General features: G+C 67.5%; 15 protein-coding genes and 1 other annotated feature. Of the genes, 11 read left to right on the plus strand and 4 right to left on the minus strand.

All coding sequences use genetic code 11. The annotated features are described in order from the left end of the window. Positions 1–93: 93 nt before the first annotated feature. Positions 94–3,279 carry a hypothetical protein gene (locus F4X11_20345; GenBank protein MYN67346.1) on the plus strand — a complete coding sequence of 1,062 codons (3,186 nt, stop codon included), beginning with the start codon at positions 94–96 and terminating at the stop codon, positions 3,277–3,279. Between the two features lie 90 nt (positions 3,280–3,369). Here F4X11_20345 and F4X11_20350 read toward each other — a convergent pair whose 3' ends face one another. Together F4X11_20350 and F4X11_20355 are read right to left on the minus strand one after the other, a co-directional pair. After that, a complete protein-coding gene (locus F4X11_20350; protein MYN67347.1) occupies positions 3,370–4,365 on the minus strand; it encodes a YhdH/YhfP family quinone oxidoreductase in 996 nt (331 codons plus the stop codon). Positions 4,366–4,528: 163 nt separating this feature from the next. Then, positions 4,529–6,487 (minus strand): P44/Msp2 family outer membrane protein, encoded by a 1,959-nt coding sequence (locus F4X11_20355; protein MYN67348.1) that lies wholly within the window; start codon positions 6,485–6,487, stop codon positions 4,529–4,531. Further along, positions 5,188–5,239: a sequence feature (possible 23S ribosomal RNA but 16S or 23S rRNA prediction is too short), on the plus strand. It overlaps the preceding gene by 52 nt. A 139-nt stretch (positions 6,488–6,626) precedes the next feature. Here F4X11_20355 and F4X11_20360 point away from each other — a divergent pair. Further along, a complete protein-coding gene (locus F4X11_20360) occupies positions 6,627–7,790 on the plus strand; it encodes an ATP-binding protein (protein ID MYN67349.1) in 1,164 nt (387 codons plus the stop codon). 76 nt (positions 7,791–7,866) lie between these two features. Next, positions 7,867–10,764, plus strand: coding sequence for a TonB-dependent receptor (locus tag F4X11_20365; protein MYN67350.1), 2,898 nt, complete (start codon positions 7,867–7,869; stop codon positions 10,762–10,764). A 27-nt stretch (positions 10,765–10,791) separates the two neighbouring features. Here F4X11_20365 and F4X11_20370 read toward each other — a convergent pair whose 3' ends face one another. Continuing rightward, positions 10,792–11,352, minus strand: coding sequence for a rhomboid family intramembrane serine protease (locus F4X11_20370; GenBank protein MYN67351.1), 561 nt, complete (start codon positions 11,350–11,352; stop codon positions 10,792–10,794). A gap of 260 nt (positions 11,353–11,612) precedes the next feature. On the opposite strand from F4X11_20370, the gene F4X11_20375 reads away from it, so the two are divergent. The 8 genes from F4X11_20375 to F4X11_20410 all read left to right on the plus strand — a co-directional run bounded on the left by F4X11_20375 (position 11,613) and on the right by F4X11_20410 (position 20,480). Continuing rightward, positions 11,613–11,954, plus strand: coding sequence for a DUF2089 domain-containing protein (locus F4X11_20375; protein MYN67352.1), 342 nt, complete (start codon positions 11,613–11,615; stop codon positions 11,952–11,954). A gap of 75 nt (positions 11,955–12,029) precedes the next feature. Beyond that, complete coding sequence (locus tag F4X11_20380) at positions 12,030–12,686, plus strand: hypothetical protein (GenBank protein ID MYN67353.1); 657 nt, start codon at positions 12,030–12,032, stop codon at positions 12,684–12,686. Beyond that, positions 12,667–13,758, plus strand: coding sequence for a DUF4019 domain-containing protein (locus F4X11_20385; protein ID MYN67354.1), 1,092 nt, complete (start codon positions 12,667–12,669; stop codon positions 13,756–13,758). Before F4X11_20380 ends, F4X11_20385 begins: the two co-directional genes overlap by 20 nt. Then, a complete protein-coding gene (locus tag F4X11_20390) occupies positions 13,759–14,379 on the plus strand; it encodes a hypothetical protein (GenBank protein MYN67355.1) in 621 nt (206 codons plus the stop codon). 234 nt (positions 14,380–14,613) lie between these two features. After that, positions 14,614–17,085 (plus strand): DUF1592 domain-containing protein, encoded by a 2,472-nt coding sequence (locus F4X11_20395; protein ID MYN67356.1) that lies wholly within the window; start codon positions 14,614–14,616, stop codon positions 17,083–17,085. Beyond that, complete coding sequence (locus tag F4X11_20400; GenBank protein ID MYN67357.1) at positions 17,082–18,449, plus strand: DUF1552 domain-containing protein; 1,368 nt, start codon at positions 17,082–17,084, stop codon at positions 18,447–18,449. The genes F4X11_20395 and F4X11_20400 overlap by 4 nt, the downstream gene beginning before the upstream one ends. 51 nt (positions 18,450–18,500) lie before the next feature. Continuing rightward, complete coding sequence (locus tag F4X11_20405) at positions 18,501–18,914, plus strand: hypothetical protein (protein MYN67358.1); 414 nt, start codon at positions 18,501–18,503, stop codon at positions 18,912–18,914. A 30-nt stretch (positions 18,915–18,944) separates the two neighbouring features. Then, positions 18,945–20,480 carry a hypothetical protein gene (locus tag F4X11_20410; protein ID MYN67359.1) on the plus strand — a complete coding sequence of 512 codons (1,536 nt, stop codon included), beginning with the start codon at positions 18,945–18,947 and terminating at the stop codon, positions 20,478–20,480. 26 nt (positions 20,481–20,506) lie between these two features. Here F4X11_20410 and F4X11_20415 read toward each other — a convergent pair whose 3' ends face one another. Further along, the gene (locus F4X11_20415) at positions 20,507–20,734 is read right to left on the minus strand and encodes a hypothetical protein (GenBank protein ID MYN67360.1); all 228 of its coding nucleotides are present in this window, start codon (positions 20,732–20,734) and stop codon (positions 20,507–20,509) included. Positions 20,735–20,961: the final 227 nt, after the last annotated feature.

Genomic DNA, 20,961 nt, shown 5'->3' on the forward strand with positions numbered 1-20,961 from the left:
GAAATCAGCGTTCACGTTCGCCGAGATCGGTGTTCAACTTCAGCGAAATACCCAGCGGTGGCCGAGGGTCGATTTCGGCCCGTTCATCGTCACGTGGCTGAATTCCTGGCCGGCAAGCATCTCGCAAGAGTCATCGACGGCCAGGAACAAGGGGGTGGACGAAGCCGACATGGCCGTCCGGCGCGACGCATTCTCGCCTTGATCACAGGTCACGAAGGCGCCGTGGTGACCGAGCTCAGGGGGCTGTCCGCCTGGATCGCGGCGCTCAGCCGATCCTCTCGCAACGAGTTCATCGAACGGGATCCGATCGGCGTCGGCTTGTACGGCGACATCGGAGAGTTCTCGCTCCGGGAGAAACGCGATCTCCTCGCCTCGCTGGAGCGGACGAAGTCGCGGCTCCACCTGAATCGGGTAACCGGAGCGACCGCCGCCTTCGCACCGCTGGCAACGAGTGCCATGCTGCCGGCGATCAGGCAGATCCTGCGAAGTACCAACAGGGAACCGGGACATCAGTCGTTCGTCGGATTCTTGCTGGACGTCCTACTCCAGGGTCCGATGCTTCCGGGACTGGCAGACGTTCTGCTCGCCATCGTCTCCGACGGCCAATGGCGGTCCGACGTCGATGCGCTCGCTCTTCGTGCCTTCCTGCACCACTGTCCGGACGGCGCCGAGAAGACGGCCAGACTGGAGACGCTGCTCGCGGACGTTCACGCCGGCGTCATTCCGGACCCCAAGGAAGAGCTCAGGGGGATTCTGCTGAGCAGCTTGTTTCCGCGAAACGTGCTTCCGTCCGAGGTGTGGCGCTACCTAGTCGCAACGGAAGATACCCAAAAGGTGATTGGCAGTTGCTGGGAGTTCTGGTTTCAGCGGATTCCCGACGAATCATCGGACGAGGAGGTGATCGGGCTTCTGGATGGCCTGCGGCAGTGCTTGTCCGACGTGAGATCCGCACTGGACCGCTGGTACGTGAGACAGACTCCGATGCGGCTGGTCGCTCGCGCCCTGGGCCTCAGCGGAGACGTGATCGATGTCGGGCGCCTGTACGACTGGCTGAGTGTGGGCGCAGTTGCGGTTCCCGACGGAAGGTGGGAGTACGAGCACCACGAGGCGGCTCGTGCGATACGTCTCTGGCTCGAGAGTCGGCCGGACGTTCAGAAAGCCGTGCTCATGGAAGGGCTGCGTCGTTGCCCCGCTTCCGTCGAGTCTTCGAGGCAGGCATTCGACGTGCGCAATTGTCTGTACGGTGCCTGCCGGCCGCCCGACTATGGACTGTGGTGCCTCGGGCAGGCTGTCGCCATCGCGGATGCAAGGCTACAGGTCGCAGAGTACTTGCTGTGTGAAGCGTTCAAGGCTCTCAAGGACGCCGACGGGAACGCGGGGCTCTCACTCGGCGTGGTGGCGGCACACGTCCGGCAAAACGAGAAACTGCGTCCCGTGTGGGACTTGATGTCCTCTCCGCCCGGCTGGTCGGAAGAGAGAGCGGAACGGAGAAGCTACGAGGAAGAGCAGCAACAACGGGAAGACGAGTGGCTGGATCAGGTTCGGTCGGAGGTGGTGGCGCTTGAGGAGAATCGGGCTGGGCCGGTGATGTTGTTTCAGATTGCGCGGGCGTACTTCGGCGATTTAGTGGGTTTCCATGCGGAAGGGGGACCGAAGGGGGTGGACAAGCTGCTGCGGGGTGATCCAGACCTCACCCGCGCGGCGCTTGCGGGATTGAAGGGCACGATTGACAGGCCTGACGTTCCGACGCTGGAAGAGATTCTCGATCTTCGCAAACGGAATCGATTCCACTACCTCACTTTGCCGTTCCTGGCGGGGTTGGCGGAACTCGACCGGACATCGTCGGAAGATGCTTCCGAGTGGAATCAAGCCCAGATTCGCAAGGCGCTTGTCTTCCACTTCTGTTACCCGAACACCGACTATTCTCCAAAGTGGTACGGACGACTTATCGAGAAGCGTCCCGAGCTCGTCGCGGACGTATTGGTCACGGTCGCGGCGTCCGGATTTCGCGATGATGGTTCGGATTCCGCGGTTTTCTGGAGTCTCGCGCACAATCGGGCGCATGCTCGGGTCGCGCGACTCGGCAGCCTCCGTCTTCTGGTCGCTTTTCCGACGCGCTGCACGGCGAAGCAACTCGGGTCCCTGGACAGATTGCTCTGGGCGGCGCTTCAGTACGCCGACCAGGAAGAACTTCTGGCTCTCGTCGATAGCAAGCTGCGCAGGCGGAGCATGAACGACGCACAACGCGTTCGCTGGTTGGCGTGCGCTGGGCTCGCGGCGCCGGAGAGGTTCGGTTCTCGATTGCGAGACTTCGTGGAGGGACGAGAGCGAAGGACCTGGCACCTGGTAGATTTCGCGTTCGCGGAGAATCTCACGCCTGCTTGGCGCCCCCTCCTGGCTACGCAGGGGCTGGAGCTCTTCATCGGCCTGTTGGCGCCGTTCTCCGATCCGGATAGGGATAGGGGGTCGCAGGACGGGATTACAACGCCTGCCATGTGGGCGTCCGAGCGCGTCTCGGCGATGATTGGCGAACTCGCCGCCCTGCCGGACAAGGATGCGACCCGAACGCTTGAAGAGCTGGCCTCGGAACCGAAGCTGTCCCGCTGGCGGCCAGCGCTCCTGCGCGCCAGGGACGACCAGCTTGTGGTTCTCCGGGACGCCGCCTACCGTTACCCCGACGTTGAGCAGATATGTCGGACAATCGATGACGGGCCGCCAGCGAATCCCGCCGACTTGGCCGCACTCGTCACGGACCGGCTCTACGAGCTCGGCCATCGGATTCGGAACGGCAACACCGACGACTGGCGCCAGTACTGGAACGAAGACCGGCGCGGCCGGCCGCGTGAACCGAAACACGAGGAGTCCTGCCGGGACGCGCTGCTGTCGGATCTGGGGCAGTCCCTTCCGGACGAGCTCGATGCCCAACCGGAAGGGCACTACGCCAACGACAAGCGGGCGGATATCCGTATCTCATGTCGGAACTTCCAGATTCCGGTCGAGATCAAGAAGAACTCGCATCCGAAGCTCTGGAGCGCAATGCGGGATCAGTTGATGGCGCAATACTCCCGCGACCCGGCAACGGACGGGTACGGGATCTACCTGGTTCTGTGGTTTGGCCAAGTCGACGGGCACCGCAATCCGCCTCCACCCTCCGGCGTCTATCCGGACAGTCCCGAGGCATTGAAGGCGCGCCTGGAAGAGGCACTGACGCCGGAAGAGGCGCGCAAGATCTCGGTCTGCGTGATCGACGTCAGCGCACCGTCTGCCAAGCCGCAATAGGCGAGCGTTGTCGCGTCCCGAACGCCTCCACGCAGCCGCGTAACCGGAGATCGAGGGTCTCGAACAGCGAGTCGCGTCGGCGCGCTCCGGTTACCCGTTCAGATCCACCACGCCGCGGCCCACCATCTTCCCCGCCAGAATCCGGTCGATGGCGTCCGACAGCGTATCGAGGGTGAGCGGCACGGCGAGCGCGTCGAGGCCGTCGAGCTTCCACGGCCCGGCAAGCTTGCTCCAGATCTCCGCCTTCTGCGGCAGCGGCAGCTCCACCGAGTCGATCCCGAGCAGGTTGACGTGGCGCAGAATGAACGGCAAGACGGTGGCGGGAATCTCCGGCGATGCCACCAGACCGCAAGCGGCAAGGCTGGCGCCGTAGCGCAACGACTTGATCGCATTGAACAGGATGGGACCGCCGACGGTGTCGACGGCGCCTCCCCAGCGCGGTCTCAGCAGCGGCCGGTCCGCGCCCTTCAGCGCGTCCTCGCGCGACAAGATCTCCCGCGCGCCAAGGCTCCGCAGAAAATCGTGGCTCGACGTCTTGCCGGTGACCGCGTGCACCTCGTAGCCGAGATGCGCGAGCAGCTTGACGGCGATCGAGCCGACGCCGCCGGTGGCGCCGGTGACGAGCACGGGGCCGCCGTCCGGGCGCATGCCCGACGCCTCGAGCTTGTGGACGCACAGCGCGGCGGTGAACCCGGCGGTGCCGAGGATCATGGCGGAGCGAGCGTCCAGTCCGTCGGGCAGCGGGATGGCCCAGCCGGCCGGAATGCGGATCTTCTGGCCGAATCCGCCCGGCGTGTTCATGCCGAGGTCGAAGCCGATGGCGACCACCGCGTCTCCCGGCGAGAAGTCGCTGGACACGGATTCGACCACCGTACCCGCCGCGTCGATGCCCGGCGTGTGCGGGAAGTGGCGGGTGACCCCCGGGTTCCCGGTCGCCGACAGCCCGTCCTTGTAATTGAGCGACGAGAACTCCACGTCGACCAGCAGCTCGCCGGCGGGCAGGTCGGCGACGTCGCGCTCGACGATGCTGCGGGGGAACTGCCGGTCTTCGGTCTTCTCGACCCGGAACGCACGGAACGACGTCATCTCTTCTCCTTTGCTGGGAGTTCCCGCATCGGGGCGTTGCCTGGCGCGCCCACACTACGGCCAGCCCGGTTCAAGACGCGGGCGCGACCGGCTGGCGCAGGATCGATCTTCCGGGTCATGGTGGTGGCCAGGGTCATGTGGGCGCGGATGGGTATTATCCGTCTCAGCCGCCCAGGACGTACCTGACCGTGAACTGCAGTGACCAGTAGCGCGCACCGGCGAATGTGTCGGTGTGCGTGAAATCGGGGTCGAGCCTGTGCGCCGCGTGCTGCTGGTACGTGCCCGTGTATTCGACATCCCCCAGCATCGAATACGTCAGCTTCACGCCGAGCGCGGTCCGATAGTTGAGGCCGAAGTCCACGCCGGCGTGCGCGTGCGCGGCCGGCACCGTGCCGGTGAAGTCGTCGTCGAGGCGCGCGTTGTAGGACGACAGGGGCGGATCGTAGGCAGCGTCGTTGCCGGACGTGTCGAAGTACTCGTCCGAGAAGCGGACGCCGCGGACGTCGACGAACGCCGGGCCAACGCCGGCGCCCACGTAGGGGGAGAACGCGGACGCCGCGTCCCGGAAGTGGTAGTACGCGGAAACCGCAAGGGTGCGGACCGTGACGTTGTCGATCGACGAGGTGGTGTCCGACGTGACGGTGCTGCCGCGCCGATCCTCGAGTGCTGTCCCGTCGAAGGTGGTGACGCTGCGAAACATCTGGTCGACGTCGTTCCTGCGCTGTCCGAACGACAGCTCGAGGCGTGCCCGCTCGAGAACGTATCCGACCGAGACATCGAACGTCGCGCCAGCAGCCGAGTCGAGGTCGTAGGCCCAGCGGTAGCCGGGGAATTCGGGCCGCGGGTTCTCGTCGAAGCAGGCATCCGTGGGATAGCAGAGCGGATCGCGGTTGAAGCCGGTCTGTTCGATCTCCGATGCCCGGTTGGTTCCGCCGCCGCCGCCGATGTACCAACCGGACCGCCGCTCGCCGGCCCCGTTCTGGGCAGCCGCATCCGTGACCGAGGAGAGCACCAGAATGCCGCAGGCGGCCGGTGCAATAAGCGATGCGAGACGCATGAGTTCCTCCGCGGGGCCACTTGAGGTTACTGAGAGAAGGCCCTTGTTGACAGAGTACGATGGGTTAGGAGCATGAGAAAAGTCGAGGTGACCATGAGCCCTACTTGTCGTCACAACCCGCGAATCGCCGGCCGTGCCCGGAAGGCTGTGCTGTGCGCCGCGCTGGCCCTGGCGGGCGGAGCAGCGGCGATGCCCGCCGCCGTGCAGCGCGTCGAGCTGACATGGAAGCTGGAGCCCGGAACCGAGCTCGTCTATCGCGAGTCGCAGCAATTCGAGACCGAGTTGCCACAAGGCATGGGAGCGTCGAGCGTGCGCTCGGAGAGCACGCAGCGCTGGAGCGTTCTGGGAGTCGACGGCGACGGCAACGCCACCGTCCGCTTGACCACCGAGCAGGCGCAGATGAACCTCGATCTGCCGATGGGAGCTACGAGTGTCGATTCGGCCGATCCGGGAGGCTCCGAGACACTTCCGGATGCGAATTACACGGTCGTTCTCGATCCGCGGGGAGTGGTGATCGAGATGTCCGGCCTCGAAGAGATGCGCGAGGCGTTGCGCGCCCAGGTGCGGGATGCGCCCAGCCTTGCGATGCTCGACGGCATGTTCAGCGACGAGGCGCTCCGCAGCCAGTGGGCGCAGGGATCCCTTGCACTGCCCACCGAGCCGGTCGTCGTCGGTTCGACGTGGGACAGCGCCTTCACATCGTCGATCCCCGGCTTCGGGTCGATGACGGTCGCTACCTCCTACCGCGTCGAGTCCATCGACGGAGATATCGTCGTCATCGGCAGCTCGGGGACGATGTCCCTGCCGGACGGTGCCGTCAGCTCGTTGCCCGTCCCGGTGCAGTTCGGCGACACGACGATAGTCGGGACCAGCCGTTTCGACGCGGGCAGGGGGTTGCTCCTGGGCACGGAGAGCACCATGCGTTTCGAAATGACCATGGCGATCGTCGGCCAGGAGATCGTCACCGAGACGCTCATGACGACGACCCTGGAACTCATCGAAGGAGGCGGCTAGGAGTCTGCACCGCGGAACGCAGCGAAGCGAAGTGCTGCGGCGCAGGGTCATGAGCGGCGGGATGGGCCGAAACGCAGAGCCGGCGAGGCGTTTCGGGGCGCTGGCGCTTGTCCCGGCCGGTCGACGTCGGGAATGGCCGGCATCCTGAAGCCGAACCAATCGCGAGTAAAATTGCGTTTGGTCGCACCATATGCAATCCTGGCATCGTATGGTTCTCCGCCGCTATTGGATCGAGACGATCGAGCGTCTGTGGCGCGAGAAGTCGGTGCTCTGGCTTTCGGGAGTCCGCCGGGTCGGCAAAACCTTCCTGTGCCGGTCGCTGCCCGAGGTCGAGTACTTCGATTGCGAGCTGCCGAGCACGCGCCGCACGTTGGAGGACCCGGAACGGTTTCTCCGGGACGTCGTCGGCCGGCGGATCGTGGTCGACGAGATCCAGCGCCTGCGCAACCCGTCGGAGTTGTTGAAGATCGCCGCGGACTACCATCCCGAGACTCGCGTCATCGCCACCGGGTCGTCATCCCTCGGCGCCTCGCGGAGGTTCCGCGACACGCTCACCGATCGGAAGCGCGATCTCCGGTTGACGCCGATGATCCCGCAGGACGAAGTGGAGTTCGGCGCCCGTGGCATCGATCACCGGTTCACGCACGGCGGTTTGCCCCCGTTCTTTCTCGCCGCGGAAAGACCTGAGCGGGGATTTCAGGAGTGGCTCGATTCCTACTGGGCCCGCGACATTCAGGAGCTGTTCCGCGTAGAGCGCCGCTGGTCGTTCCTGAGGTTCGTCGAGCTGGTGCTCGCACAGAGCGGCGGCGTCTTCGAGGCCGCACGGTTCGCGCGTCCGTGCGAGATCAGCCGGACCACCGTCGTCAACTACCTGCGGGTCCTGGAGGACACCTTCGTCGTACAGGTCGTCAGACCGTACAGCGCCCGCCGCGCTTCGGAGATCGTGGCCGCGCCCAAGGTCTATGGTTTCGATACCGGGTTCGTCTGTCTGTTCAAGGGTTGGAATCACCTGCGCGACGAGGACAGGGGCGTGTTGTGGGAGCACTACGTGCTCAACGAGTATCTGGCCCGCGCCCTGGACCAGCGTGTGCGGTACTGGCGGGACAAGCGGGGCCACGAGATCGACTTCGTCCTCGTTCGCGGGGACGGCGCGACGGTCGCGATCGAGTGCAAGTGGCGCGCGGCCGGCTTCGACCCGAAGAACCTGAAGGCATTCCGCTCGCGGTATCCCGGCGGCGACAACTTCGTGGTGACCGACGATACGGCGACCTCGTACGTCCGTGACTACAGCGGGGCAGCGGTCCGTTTCGTCAACCTGCCCGACCTGATCCGGCGCGTCGTGAGCGGATCGTAGCCCTCGCGTTGCGAAGTACGTCAAGATATACGTGAAGACACGAACAGTGCGTGTGCTCGCGAAGGATGGGACGTAGATGCGGAGAATTCGGAAGGTTGTCGAGCCACGATTCGGAGCGGGGCTGTTTCTCGCACTCGTATCTGCGGCGCCGGCAACGGCCCAGACGGTCGGCGAGATCGGCGGCGCGGTGACGGACATGCAGGGGCTCGCCGTACCGGGCGTGACGGTCACGCTGGAAGCAGAGGCGTTGATCGGGCCGCAGACGGCGGTGACCCTGGTCGACGGCTCGTACAGGTTTCGCGCGCTCGGACGCGGGTCGTACGACCTGACGTTCGAGATCCCCGGGTTCCGCACCCTCGTGCGCGAAGGCGTGATCGTCGAGGGCAGCCGCGCGGTGCGCATCGACGCGGCGCTGGAGCTGGCGACCGTGGCCGAGACGATCACGGTCTCCGGCGACGCGCCGGTGGTCGACCTGAAGACCACCGCGCTGGTAAACGACTTCGGCGTTGAGGAGCTGCAGGACGTGCCGTCCGCCACCGACGTCTGGGCGGTGCTCGGGCAGACGCCCGGGGTCCGGATGCGCGGCTTCGACGTCGGCGGCTCGCACAAGAGCCAGCAGACCGGCTACGAGAGCTTCGGCATCCGCGACCAGAACCGGGTGCTCGCCGACGGCGTCGACACGACGGAGGGCGAGGGGGGCACCGGCTTCTACTTCGACTACTACTCGATCGGTGAGTTCACGACGACGGCGGCCGGGGCCGACGTGCAGATGACCGCGCCCGGCTCGCTCGTCATGATGACGATGAAGAGCGGCGGCAACGATTGGAGCGGGATGCTCCACGGCGACTACGAGCACGAGAGCTTCGTCGGCGACAACATCGACGACGCGCTGGCGTCGCGCGGCTACACCGGCAACCCGAACCTGCTCTTCTTCGAGACACACGCCGACCTCGGCGGCCCGATAGCGCGCGACCGGGCCTGGTTCTACGGCTTCTACAACCACTTCCGCATCGACAAGGCGGTGTCCGGCGTGGACCGCGCCGTCGCCACCGACCTCGGCGACTTCGATCAGTTCGGGGGCAAGGTCACCGTGCAGGCCAGCCGGCGGGACCGCTTCATCGGCTACACGAACTGGGGCCTCAAGCAGAAGCCGAAGCGCGGGCTGTCGACCGACGTGGGGCCCGACTCCGTGCTGGCCCAGGACAGTTGGAGCTGGGCGCACAAGGCCGAGTGGCAGCGCGTCTGGAACGACCGCACCTTCACGGCGACGGCGCTCAAGCATTTCGGCTTCGGCTGGCCGATGGTGCCGCAGGTGGACCCGGTGCAGTTCCCGCCGCGGCTCGACACCGCGACCGGCCGCCTGAGCGGAGCGGGCTGGTTTCCGGGTGTCACCGGCTCGCCGCCGTTCACCTTCCGCCGCTGGAAGCCGCAGGTGACGGTGACTGCCAACCACTACACGCCGGCGTTCGGCGGCAGCCACGATCTGAAGGCGGGCTACGAGTTCCAGATCGACAGCAGCCGCTTCGGGTCGAACGCCAACTCGGGGCACGTCCGCTACCTGGACGACAGCGCCAACGCGCGTCCGTTCCACGTCGACCGCATCACGCTGTTCAGCATGCCGGCGGAAGGAGAGATCTCATCCGACGACCGGAACCGGCATCACGCGCTGTTCCTGCAGGACACGTGGCGACCGACCGACCGCCTGGCCCTGAACCTCGGCGTGCGGTACGAGCAGCAGCACACCTACTTCCTGGGGTCGACGGCGGCTCCCTACTTCGCCGAGATCTTCCCGTCGGGAGCCACCGCCGGCCGGACGAACGTGGTCTGGAACACGTGGGCGCCGCGCATCGGCGCGACGTTCGCCTTCGCGCCGCGGACGGTGCTCAAGGGGCACTACGGTCGCTACTACGTGAACCTGGCGGATGCGCACGCCGCCGCCAACCCCGGCGGCACCGCCTGGGTGCGCTACGACTTCCTCGATCCGAACGCCAACGGGATCTACGACGGTCCGGACGAGCTCGGGGCGGTCCTGGACCAGCAGGGGGCGGTCGGCGCGCTCTCGGCCGAGGGGACGCCGGTGGATCCCGATCTGGCGCCGGAGTACGTCGACGAGATGGGCGCGTCGTTCGAGCACGAGCTGGCCGCCGACACGTCCATCCGTGTCTCCTGGGTCCGCAAGGCGCTCAACGGCGACAGCGGTCTGTGGAACGTCGCGCAGCAGACGGCGCTGCTCGACGGGCGCGGCGTCTCCTGCGCGGAAGACCCGGACTGGGCCTGTCCGCTGAACGCGTTGACCGGCGCTCGGTTGCGGGTGCAGCGCGTGCCGGACGACGTGGCGGGCATGGTGGACACCCGGATCGCCGCCTTTCCCGGCATGGGGGCCGACTACGACACCTTCCAGCTCGCGGTGAACCGGCGTTTCTCGAGCGGCTACCTGTTGCAGGCGAGCGTCGACTACCAGTGGCGCGACGAGTTCCGCGCGGCCGCCGGCGAGTCGCGCAGCCCGCTCTTCGCCGACCCGCTGGTGGTCGGCGCGGGCGGGCACGGCCGCATCTGGCAGAACCACGGCCTCGACGTCGACTTCCGGCAGCGGACCACCAACTGGGGCGGCCGGTTGCTGGCGCGGGCGCCGCTGCCGTACGGCGTCGGGTTCTCCGCCAACGTCCGGTATCAGAGCGGCTGGCCCTACGCGTTCATCCAGCGGGTGGACATCCCGGGCGTCGGCACCAACCAGCCGATCTTTCTGACCGATCTGTCCGCCAACCGGTCGGAGAACGTGACGCTGGTGGATCTGCGCTTGGAAAAAGTGCTCGACGTCGGATCCGGCGGTCGGCTCACGCTGATGGCCGACGTCTACAACGCGCTCAATTCCAACGCCGTGACCAACTTCTCGCTGCGCACCGGTGACGACGAGCGGGTCATCGCGGCCCTCGACCCGATCGCGCTGAAGCTGGGGGCCAGGTTCCAGTTCTGAGCTCGCCAGGAGGTTCCCGGACCACCGTCACCGCTCCCGGCCGAGCGCCGCGCGGGCGCACAGCCCGCCCGCGAGCAACCCGAACAGGTGCGCTTCCCAGGAGACATGGTCGCCGCGCGGGAGGACGCCGGCGATCATCCCGCCGTAGACGACGACCACGACGATCGCGACGGCTATCGATTGCAGGCTCCGTTCGTAGTACCCGCGGGCGACCAGCAACCCGAAGTAGCCGAAGATGAGACCGCTGGCGCCGATGTGCGCCGCGTGCCTGCCGAACACCCACAGCCCGAGGCCGCCGAGCAGGACGATGGCCGGCGTCACCGCGAGGTAGTAGGCGACCCCGCGGGCAACCACCATACCGCCCAGGATCAACAGCGGAACGGTGTTCGCGAGCAGGTGGGCGAACGAGCCGTGCACCAGGGGTGCGCTGAGAATGCCGGGCAGCCCCTCGATGCGGCGCGGCACGAGCGCCAGGGCGTAGATGAGCCGCTCGTCCACGAACAGGCCGTACAGGGACACCGCCCAGACGAGGGTCAGGGACCCGAGCAGGATGGCGGCGCGGGACTTCCAGGAGATCAGGTCGATCATGGATCGCGGTTCCTCTATCGATCATGCTCGAAACCGGGGCGTCCTCCAAGTGGTCCGGACAAGCAGGGTTGCCACGCGGGCGCGTTGCGGCTCTCGGCGCTGCGCGGGGTTCCGCCACGGACTGCCGGGCGAGGTTCACGGGGAGAGATGTTGCCTCCAGAGCACCGGGCATCGCGCGTCGCGAATTCACATAAATTAGCTGCAGGTAATTTTTATTCAAATGTAATTGAATAAAGTGTCGCGTCTTGCCACAATGAGATGTGGCTCGCCGAGGACGGCTGCCGACCTCGTGTCCGAGTTGCAGCGGTGACCTGCGGGTAGCGCGGCTCGTGTGTCCGGAGTGCGAGACGGCGGTGCAGGGCGACTACCTGTTGCCTGCGCTGTCGCGGCTCGGCAGCGAGGATCAGCAGTTCGCGCTCGCTTTCATCCTGCGCAGCGGCAGCCTGAAGGAGATGGCAAGACTGTACGGCGTGTCGTATCCGACCGTCCGCAACCGGTTGGATGACCTGATCGCGCGCCTGAGCGCGATCATCGAATCGCAGGAGGCGGAGGCGGCGGCAGAAGACGCCGCCGGAGTTGACGCTGATGGCGGAGGCGGATGAGGAGACACCGATGCCACCGGTGACAGCCCCGACGCCGCAAGCGAAGACACCGAGGCCGCAGGAGGGAAGACGCCGATGCCGCAGGAAACGACCCATGGCGCCGTGGTTCCGCGAGAGATGACCGTCGTCCGATGGCTGTTCAATCCGTTCGTCCGGATCGGCGGGGAGCAGGCGTTGGCGATTGGACTGATCGTGATCGTCGCCAGCGGACTGGCCGCGGCCGCCGCCGGCGTTCACTTCGACGGACTGATCGACTTCCACCCGGGCTACCGCGTGTCGTTCTGGGTGCCGATCGTCGAAGGCCTCTTGAACTGGTCCGTGATTGCGGTGCTTCTGGTGCTGGTTTCGTTCCTTGTCGCGCCGCGAACGGTGCGCGTCGTCGACATCGCCGGCACGCAGGCTCTGGCACGATTCCCGCTGCTTCTCGGTGCACTGGCCTGCGTACCGGGGCCGGTTCGCGAGGCCAACGAAGAGCTGGTCGCCGCCGCGGTCGACGGTCGGATGGTCACGCCACCGGCTGCGAACCTCGTCGCGGGACTGTTTGCAAGCATCTGTGCGATCTGGATGGTCTGGCTCATGTGGAAGGCGTTCTCGGTCTCCTGCAACCAGCGCGGAGGCCGAGCCGTGGCGATCTTCGTGGCGGCCGTCATCGCCGGCGAGGTAGCGACGAAGATCCTGCTGGGCCGGCTGCTCGGGGGCTTAGCGGCCGCGGGTGTACCCGGGGGAAGCTGACGTTCGGCGCGGCGTGGTTAGACCGAGGAGGGCGTCGAATGTTCGTAAACGGACAAGGCGAGCCGGACGGGCCATGGCGGATTTCCCACAGGACGATCATGTGGGCGATCACGTTCAGCGTCTTTCTGCCGCTCTTGTTCGTGGTCGGCATCCTCGTAGTCCGTGGCACTCGCCCGATCGAGGTGCGAGTAACCGATCGTCACCTGGAGGTCACCGGGGAGTACGGGGTCACTCTCTCAATGGATGCGATCGTCGAGGCTGCGCTCGAGCCGACGATGCCGCGCCAGCGCCGTCGGTTGACCGGCTATCGGCTCGGCGAGCTGCGAAACGGCCGTTACCGGGTCGAGGCACTCGGCGAGGGCATGTTCTATACGAGGACGAACAGCCCGCCGCACCTCCTGGTGCGAACGCCGGAGACGTTCGTGGTCATCAACTTTCGCGACGCCGAACGCACGCGCGCGCTTCATGCGGAGTTGATGGCAGCCCTGCAGGAGCGCGACCAGCGCTCGCGGTAGTTCTTGGCTTGAATCGATCTCGCAGGGGAAAACACCTGATGGCGCAAGAGACGACGAATGGCGACCGGGCTCGACCGCGGCCGTTTCCGTGGAGCGCACTGCCGGTAGTCGTGCTCGCCGTGCTGGCCGCCGCAGTCGCCGGGTGCGGTGACGACGGCAGCAGCCCGACCGCGCCGACTCCCACCGTCCCGCCGGTTGTCGACACGCAATCGGACGAGGACGCGGCGCGGCAGTCGGTCGACGCATGGCTGTTGCTGCTCGACGCCGGAGACTACTCGGAGGCGTACGACGCGACCGGGACCATATTCCGGGAGGAGGTGACGCCCGAAGAGTTTCGGACCGCCATGGAAGAGCGGCAGGCCATCCTGGGCGCTGTCGAGTCCCGTACGCTGAGCAGCACGCAACGCCTGTCGATTGTGCCCGACGCGCCGCCCGGCGACTACTTCATATTCGAGATCGACGGCGTCTACGAGTTGCGGCCGAACGCGCGCGAACGGGTCACGGCGGTATCGGAATCCGACGGGTGGCCGGTCGTCGGCATCTACCTCATTCGCTGACTGCTTGTTCCCGCGTCCAGTGGCAAAGACCTGAATCGCACGAACCGGAGGCGGGACAGTTGCTCTCGTCGAGGTGGCACACCGGTGAATCCAACGACGTTCGGCGCTCCGTGGGGACGGTCGCTCCTGATCGGGTCGAGCGCTCAGGCGGTCTTTCTGCTCGCAGTCGGCGCTGCCCCCGTGTTCTTCGCCGCACTCGATCCGGAGCCCGGACCCCGGAAGTGGCTGGTTGCGTGTCTTGGATTCGCAATCCCGTTGGTGATTCTCGTCGTGGCGGCACGGTATGCCGTGCGCGGTTATACCGTGACCGATGATTCCATCCGGGTCCATCGCCTCGGCTGGTCGTCTTCGCTTCCGCTCGACCAACTCGAGTCCGCCACCGTCTCGCCCTACGCGATGCGGCGGTCCCGTGGCGAGCTCGCGAACGGCGGGTTGTTCTCGTACACGGGAGGATTCCACAACGCGGAGCTCGGATCGTACCGTGCGTTCGTCACCGACCACGCGCGCACCGTCGTGCTGCGATTTCCGGATCGGGCGGATCGGGATCGGGTGATAGTGATGTCGCCCGACGATCCGGATGCCTTCGTGGCGCTGCTGGCCGCCGAGCCGCCGCGGGATTGACGTCGCCCTGGACACCCCCGTCGGGCGTATCGAGTTCATGGGCAAGACGGTCGGCGACACGCTGGTGTTCGAAGACGGCGATGCCGAGCCCCTGCTCGGAGTGACGGCGCTCGAATCCGGCGGCTTCGAGGTCGACCCGCGCACGCAGCAATTGAAGAGATTGCCGGCCGTTCTCCTGAAGGGGCTGACAAAGGACGTTGACAGCGCATGATCGCCCCGCCAGAATGGGCGATTATGAAATTCGCGCGGGTTCTGGCGACCGTCCTGGTCGCGCTGGCGGCGGCAAGCCCTGCCGCGGCCCAGACGGCGACTTCCGCTTCGGTAACGGCTGAGGAGTCGAACGCGCCGGTGGAAACGCACCAGGCGTTGCTCGACCGCTACTGCGTCACCTGCCACAACGACCGGATGGCTGAGCGGGGCACCATCCCCTTCGCCTTCGATGGGCTCGACCTGGCCGACGCCGGCGCCGGCGCGGAGGTCTGGGAGAAGGTCGTCCGCAAGCTGCGGCTCGGGATGATGCCGCCGACGGGACGCCCGCGCCCCGACCGGGCGGCGCACGATGGCTTCGTGACGTGGCTGGAGACCGAGCTCGACCGGGTGGCGGCGGCCGAGCCGTATCCGGGCCGTCCCGCGGTGCGGCGGATGACGTCTGCGGAGTACGTCAACGCCGTCCGGAGCCTGATCGATCTCGACATCGACGAGAGCTGGCTGCTGTTTCCGGCCGACGACGTCGACCAGCAAGGCTTCGACACCAACAGCGAGGTCCTGTCGGTTTCTCCCGCGCTGTTCGAGCGCTACCTGGCCGCGGCAAACCGGGTGAGCCGCCTCGCGGTCGGCGATCCGACGATCGGGCCGGGTTACGTGGCCGCCACCTACAGCACGCCGCGGCTGCAGTACCAGGACGACCGTGCCAGCGAGGAACTGCCGTTCGGCTCGCGCGGCGGGATGGCCATCCACCACTACTTTCCGCTGGACGGCGACTACGAGATCCGTATCCGGCTGCGCCGGATGATCTACGACTACATCGTCGGGATGGGGCGGTCCCACACCATCGAGGTGCGCCTGGACGGCGCGCTCGTGGGCAGCTTCACGGTCGGGGACGCCGACCAGTACGGCTACCCGTCGGCCTACAGCTTCTTCGGTACCATCCGGGGTGACCCCGCCTGGGAGGAGTACGTCTCCAACGAGGCCGACGCCAACCTGGTCCTCCGCTTTCCGGCGCCGGCCGGCCCGCGCGTGGTCGGCGTCTCGTTCGTCGACGCCCGCACCGAGCCGACCGGCGTGCTGGAACGCCGCCTGTCCGGATTCTCCCTCAGCGGGCTCGGCTTCTACCACGGCAACGCGGCGATCGAACGGGTGGAGATCGCAGGTCCGCACGACGCCACCGGACCGGGAGACACGCCCAGCCGGCGGAAGCTGTTCACCTGCCGACCCGCGACCGAGGCCGAGGCGGAAGCGGAACAGTGCGCTCGGGAGATCCTGGGGACGCTGGCGCGCCGCGCCTACCGCCGGCCGGTGACCGGCGCCGACGTCGACACGCTGATGCGCTTCTACGATGCCGGTCATAGGGAGCGCGGCTTCGAGGGCGGCATCCAGAAGGCCCTCGAACGGCTGCTCGTGGCGCCGGAGTTCCTGTTCCGGGTCGAGCGCGACCCGGTCGACATTTCCGCCGGCGCCGCCTATCGCCTCACGGACCTGGAACTCGCGTCGCGGCTCTCGTTCTTCCTCTGGAGCGGGATTCCCGACGACGAGTTGCTGCGGGTGGCCGAGGAGGGCCGGCTTGCCGAGCCGGACGTGCTGGAGCAGCAGGTGCGGCGGATGCTGGCCGATCCGCGGGCCTCCGCCCTGGTCGAGAACTTCGCGAGCCAGTGGCTGCAGCTCCGCCGCATCCGGGGGGTGGCCCCGGACGCCGACATTTTCTTCGACTTCGACGAGAACCTGCGGGCGGACATGGAGCGCGAGACGACGCTGTTCCTGGAGAGCCAGCTCCGCGCGGACCGCGGCCTGCTGGAGCTGCTGACCGCCGACTACACGTTCGCCAACGAGCGGCTCGCCCGCCACTACGGTATCCCGGGCGTCTACGGCGAGCGTTTCCGGCGGGTGCGCGTCGATGCGGGGCAGCGCGGCGGGCTGCTCGGCCACGCCAGCCTGCTGACGCTGACCGCCTATCCCAACCGGACCTCGCCGGTGCTGCGTGGCAAGTGGGTGCTCGACAACGTGCTCGGCATGCCGCCGCCGGAGCCGCCGGCCGACGTGCCCGCGCTGGAGGAGAACCACGGCGGACGCAAGGTGCTGTCGATGCGCGATCTGATGGAGCAGCACCGCGCCAATCCCGCCTGCGCGTCCTGCCACCGCGTGATGGACCCACCGGGCTTCGTGATGGAGAACTACGACGCCATCGGGCGCTGGCGCGACACTGACGAGGCGGGGGCGCCGGTCGACACGGCGGGCGCGCTGGCCGACGGCACCGAGGTCGAGACCCCCGCGGCGTTCCGCGAGGCGCTCCTGGCCTACGACGTCAGCATCGTGCGGACCGTCACCGAGAAGCTGCTCGGCTACGCCGTCGGGCGCACGATGGAGCACTACGATCAACCGGTGATTCGACGGATCGTTTCCGAGGCCGAGGCGGACGACTACAGTTGGTCGTCCATCGTGCTCGGCGTCGTCAAGAGCATGCCGTTCCAGATGAGGAGTGCGGAATCATGATGATCACGAAGAAGGCGATTTCCCGCCGGACGATGCTTCGCGGAGTCGGCGCGGCGGTCGCCCTGCCGTTGCTGGACGGCATGGTGCCGGCGCTCAGCGCGCTGCGCAAGACGGCGGCGAAGCCGGCGGTCCGCTTCGGTTCGGTCTACGTGCCGAACGGCATGGTCATGCAGAGCTTTACGCCGGCGACCACCGGCGCCGGGTTCGAGATGACGCCCATCCTGCAGCCGCTCGCGCCGTACCGCGACCGCCTGCTCGTGCTCTCCGGGCTCGCCAGCACGCCGCCGCCGGGGATTTCCGGGGGAAGCCACTCGCGCGCCGCCACGAAGTTCCTGACGGCGGAGCATCCGGGCGCCTGGATTCCGGACGCCATCTCGATGGACCAGATCGCGGCGCAGGAGCTGCGCAAGCACACCCCGCTGGCATCGCTGGAGCTCGGCCTCGAAGGCGCCAACTTCGCCGGCTCGTGCGACAGCGGCGGCTTCAGTTGCGCCTTCTCCTACACCATCTCCTGGGCCAGCGGGTCGACGCCGCTGCCGATGGAGCACAATCCGCGCGCGGTCTTCGAGCGGCTGTTCGGCGACAACGACAGCACGGACCCGGCCGCTCGGCGTGCCCGCCGGGAGGCGCAGCGGAGCATTCTCGACTCGGTCAGCGAGGACGTGGCGCGGCTGCAGCACGAGCTCGGCGCCGGCGACCGGGTCAAGGTGGGGGCCTACCTCGACGCCGTGCGCGACGTCGAGCGGCGCATCGAGATCGCCGAGGCGCAGGGCGACCAGGAGGTGCCGCTGCTGGAGCGGCCGCGCGGCGTTCCCGCCACCCTGGCCGAGCACGCGGGGCTGATGTACGACCTGCAACTCCTGGCATGGCAGATGGACCGCACCCGCGTCTGCACCTTCATGGCCGGACACGAGCTGAGCGGCCGGACCTACCGCGAGATCGGCGTGCCCGACGCGCACCACCCGCTCTCGCACCACCGCAACGTGCCGGAGGCGCTGGCGAAGCTGACGAAGATCAACACGTACCACACGACGCTCTTCTCGTCGTTCCTCGAGAAGCTGGCCGCCACGCCGGACGGCGACGGGTCGCTGCTGGACCACGCCATGATCATGTATGGCGCGGGCATGAGCGACAGCAACCGGCACGCGTACTACGACCTGCCGATCCTGTTGGCCGGCGGCGGCGCGGGCCAGCTCAAGGGCGGCCGGCACCTCGTCTACCCGTCGCGGACGCCGCTGGCGAACCTGCACGTCTCCCTGCTCGACAAGCTGGGCGTGGACATCGACCGCATCGGCGACAGCACAGGGGCGCTGCCGCGGCTGGCCGGGCAAGTGGGGCCGGCAGACCGACTGACCGGGGTGTAGCCGGCGTCGAGAATCGAAGCGGCGTTGAGGAGAGTCCCTGGAGATGCGCCGGTGAAGGCCATAACGGTCAAGCAGCCGTTTGCTGCTCTGATCGCGGCCGGCGCAAAGCGGACGGAGAACCGCGAGTTTCGCCCGCTGTCGGTCCTCACGACCCGCGGCAAGCGGCTCGCCATTCACGCGGGAAAATACAAGCCGACCGTCGCGGATATCGAGGAGGCGCGGCGACTCGCGCGCGAGGATTCCGACATTTCCTTGAAGCACGCCAAGCGAGTGCTCGGCGAGGACCGCGAGTCGTGGGCCTACCAACGTGTCGTCGCCGTCGTCACAGTGGGCGAGCCGAGACCTGACGGGAACGGAGGGTGGCGGTGGCCTCTCAGCGACGTTCGTGCCGCAACGTCAGCCGAAGTACGTGGTCAGCAGAGATTGTTCGATATTCCGACTCGCCAGATACGCTACGTGTCTTGACGAGGGCGGTGGAAAGGTGAGCGGGACGCGATGAGCATCCGGTCACGTGGCTTGAGCCGATGGGACCTCGCGGGCATGCTGGCTGCGGTCGCTTTTCTCGCGTTCGGCGCGGTCGATGCGGTTGCGCAAGCTGCGGATCTGCGTCTCATCGAAGCGGTCCGGTTGCAGGACAGCGAGGCCGTCGGACGCCTGCTGCATGCGTCGGCCGACGTGAACGCGCCACAAGCCGACGGCGCGACGGCGCTGCACTGGGCGGTGTATCTCGACGAACTGGATACGGCGCGCTTGCTGGTGGACGCGGGTGCAGACGCGGGGGCCGCGAACACGCACGGCGTCGTACCGCTGTCACTCGCCTGCAGCAACGCCAACGCGGCGATGGTGGATCTCCTGCTCGCGGCGGGCGCGGACCCGAGAGCGGCCGTCGGCACCGGTGAGACCGTGCTGATGAGCTGCGCCCGCACCGGGAACGCTGAGGCTGTGGCCGCGTTGCTCGCCCACGGTGCGGACGTGAACGCCGCCGAGTCCGAGGAGGATCAGACGGCGCTGATGTGGGCCGTCGCCCAACGGCATCCGGGGGTCGTGCAGGTGCTGCTCGACAACGGCGCCGACGTGCACAGGCGGTCCCGCGTCCGGCGGTTCGTCATCAGCCGGCGGCTCCAGTCGAATCTGCGCTACGGCGAGCTCGGCCGGCGCTACGGCACCGACGCCGAGGAGACCGACCTCGGCGGCTACACGGCGCTGCTCTTCGCGGCGCGGCAGGGAGCGGTCGACTCCGCGCGCCTGCTGCTGGCGGCCGGATCCAGCATCCACGACACCGCGCCGGACGGGCGAAGCGCGTTGCTCGTCGCCGCGCACAGCGGGCACCGCAAGCTGGTCGAGTTCCTGCTGGCGGAGGGAGCCAACCCCAACGCGTCGGCGGCCGGCTACACCGCGCTTCACGCCGCGGTGCTGCAGGACGACCTCGGCATGCTCGAGGCCTTACTCGCGGCCGGCGCCCGCCCGGACGCGCAGGTCACGGAGGCCACACGCGTCACGCGCAACGGTCAGGTACTGATGATCGGCGAACACCTGCTCGGCGCGACGCCGTTCGCGCTGGCCGCCAAGTTCGCCGAGGCGGACATGATGCGCGAGTTGCTCACCGCGGGCGCCGACGGCGTGCTGCCGCTGCGGAACGGCTGGACGCCGCTGATGCTGGCGTCGGGCGCGAGCTGGCGCTACGGCGTCTGGGACCGTCGCGAGCGGACGCTTCACCGGGACTTCGCCTTCCAGGCGGAGCATGCTGACGAAGAGGGCACGCTCGACGCGGTGCGGGTGGCCCTCGCCGCCGGCGGCGACGTCAACGCGGTCGACGAGACCGGCAGCACCGCGCTGCACTACGTCGCCGACAAGGGGTTCCCTCGTGTCGTCGAGCTGCTCGTCGAGCACGGAGCCGGGCTGAACGTGGCGAACTACCGCGGCCAGACACCGCTGGCGGTCGTCATGCGAGGGCGCGGCAACATCGAGGCCGCCCCGGCGACCGAGGCGCTGCTGCGCGCGCTGGGCGCTGAGGACACTCCCGCGCGGTAACTTTCTGGCCGGGACTTCGGCTAGCGCTAGCCGGAATCCTCGTCGCGACGCGGCAGGTACGGTCCCCATGCGGACCTGTCCTGATCGAGTTCCAGAATGACGGTGTCCCCGCCGGTCCGCATCGCGGACTCCGTTTCGTCCCGGATTCTCGCCGGGTCGATCCCCGCGCCGCTGAGCAGCGCGTTGATCCCGTCCTGCTCGAACCATCTCCCAACTGACGAGTCGCCACCGGATCTCGTTTCCCGCCAGTGCATTGACGGCTATCATGAGCGCCCGCGGTGCTCTCTTTCCTGCTACTGCGAAGTCGTAAAGGTCGCGGGCCGGCGGGTTCAACGAGCGGTTGGCGAACTTGCCGGTCAGGATCTGACTCGATGTTAGCGTCGTGGCCTCCCTGCCGTCGGCGCGCGCACCGCGCGGACCCCACCCCCGGTGCGGAGAGGGCGACACCAAAAAGATCATCAAAGAGCCGAAGAGCAAAAGG

The sequence above is a fragment of the Acidobacteriota bacterium genome (genome assembly GCA_009861545.1).
Lineage (GTDB): Bacteria > Acidobacteriota > Vicinamibacteria > Vicinamibacterales > UBA8438 > WTFV01.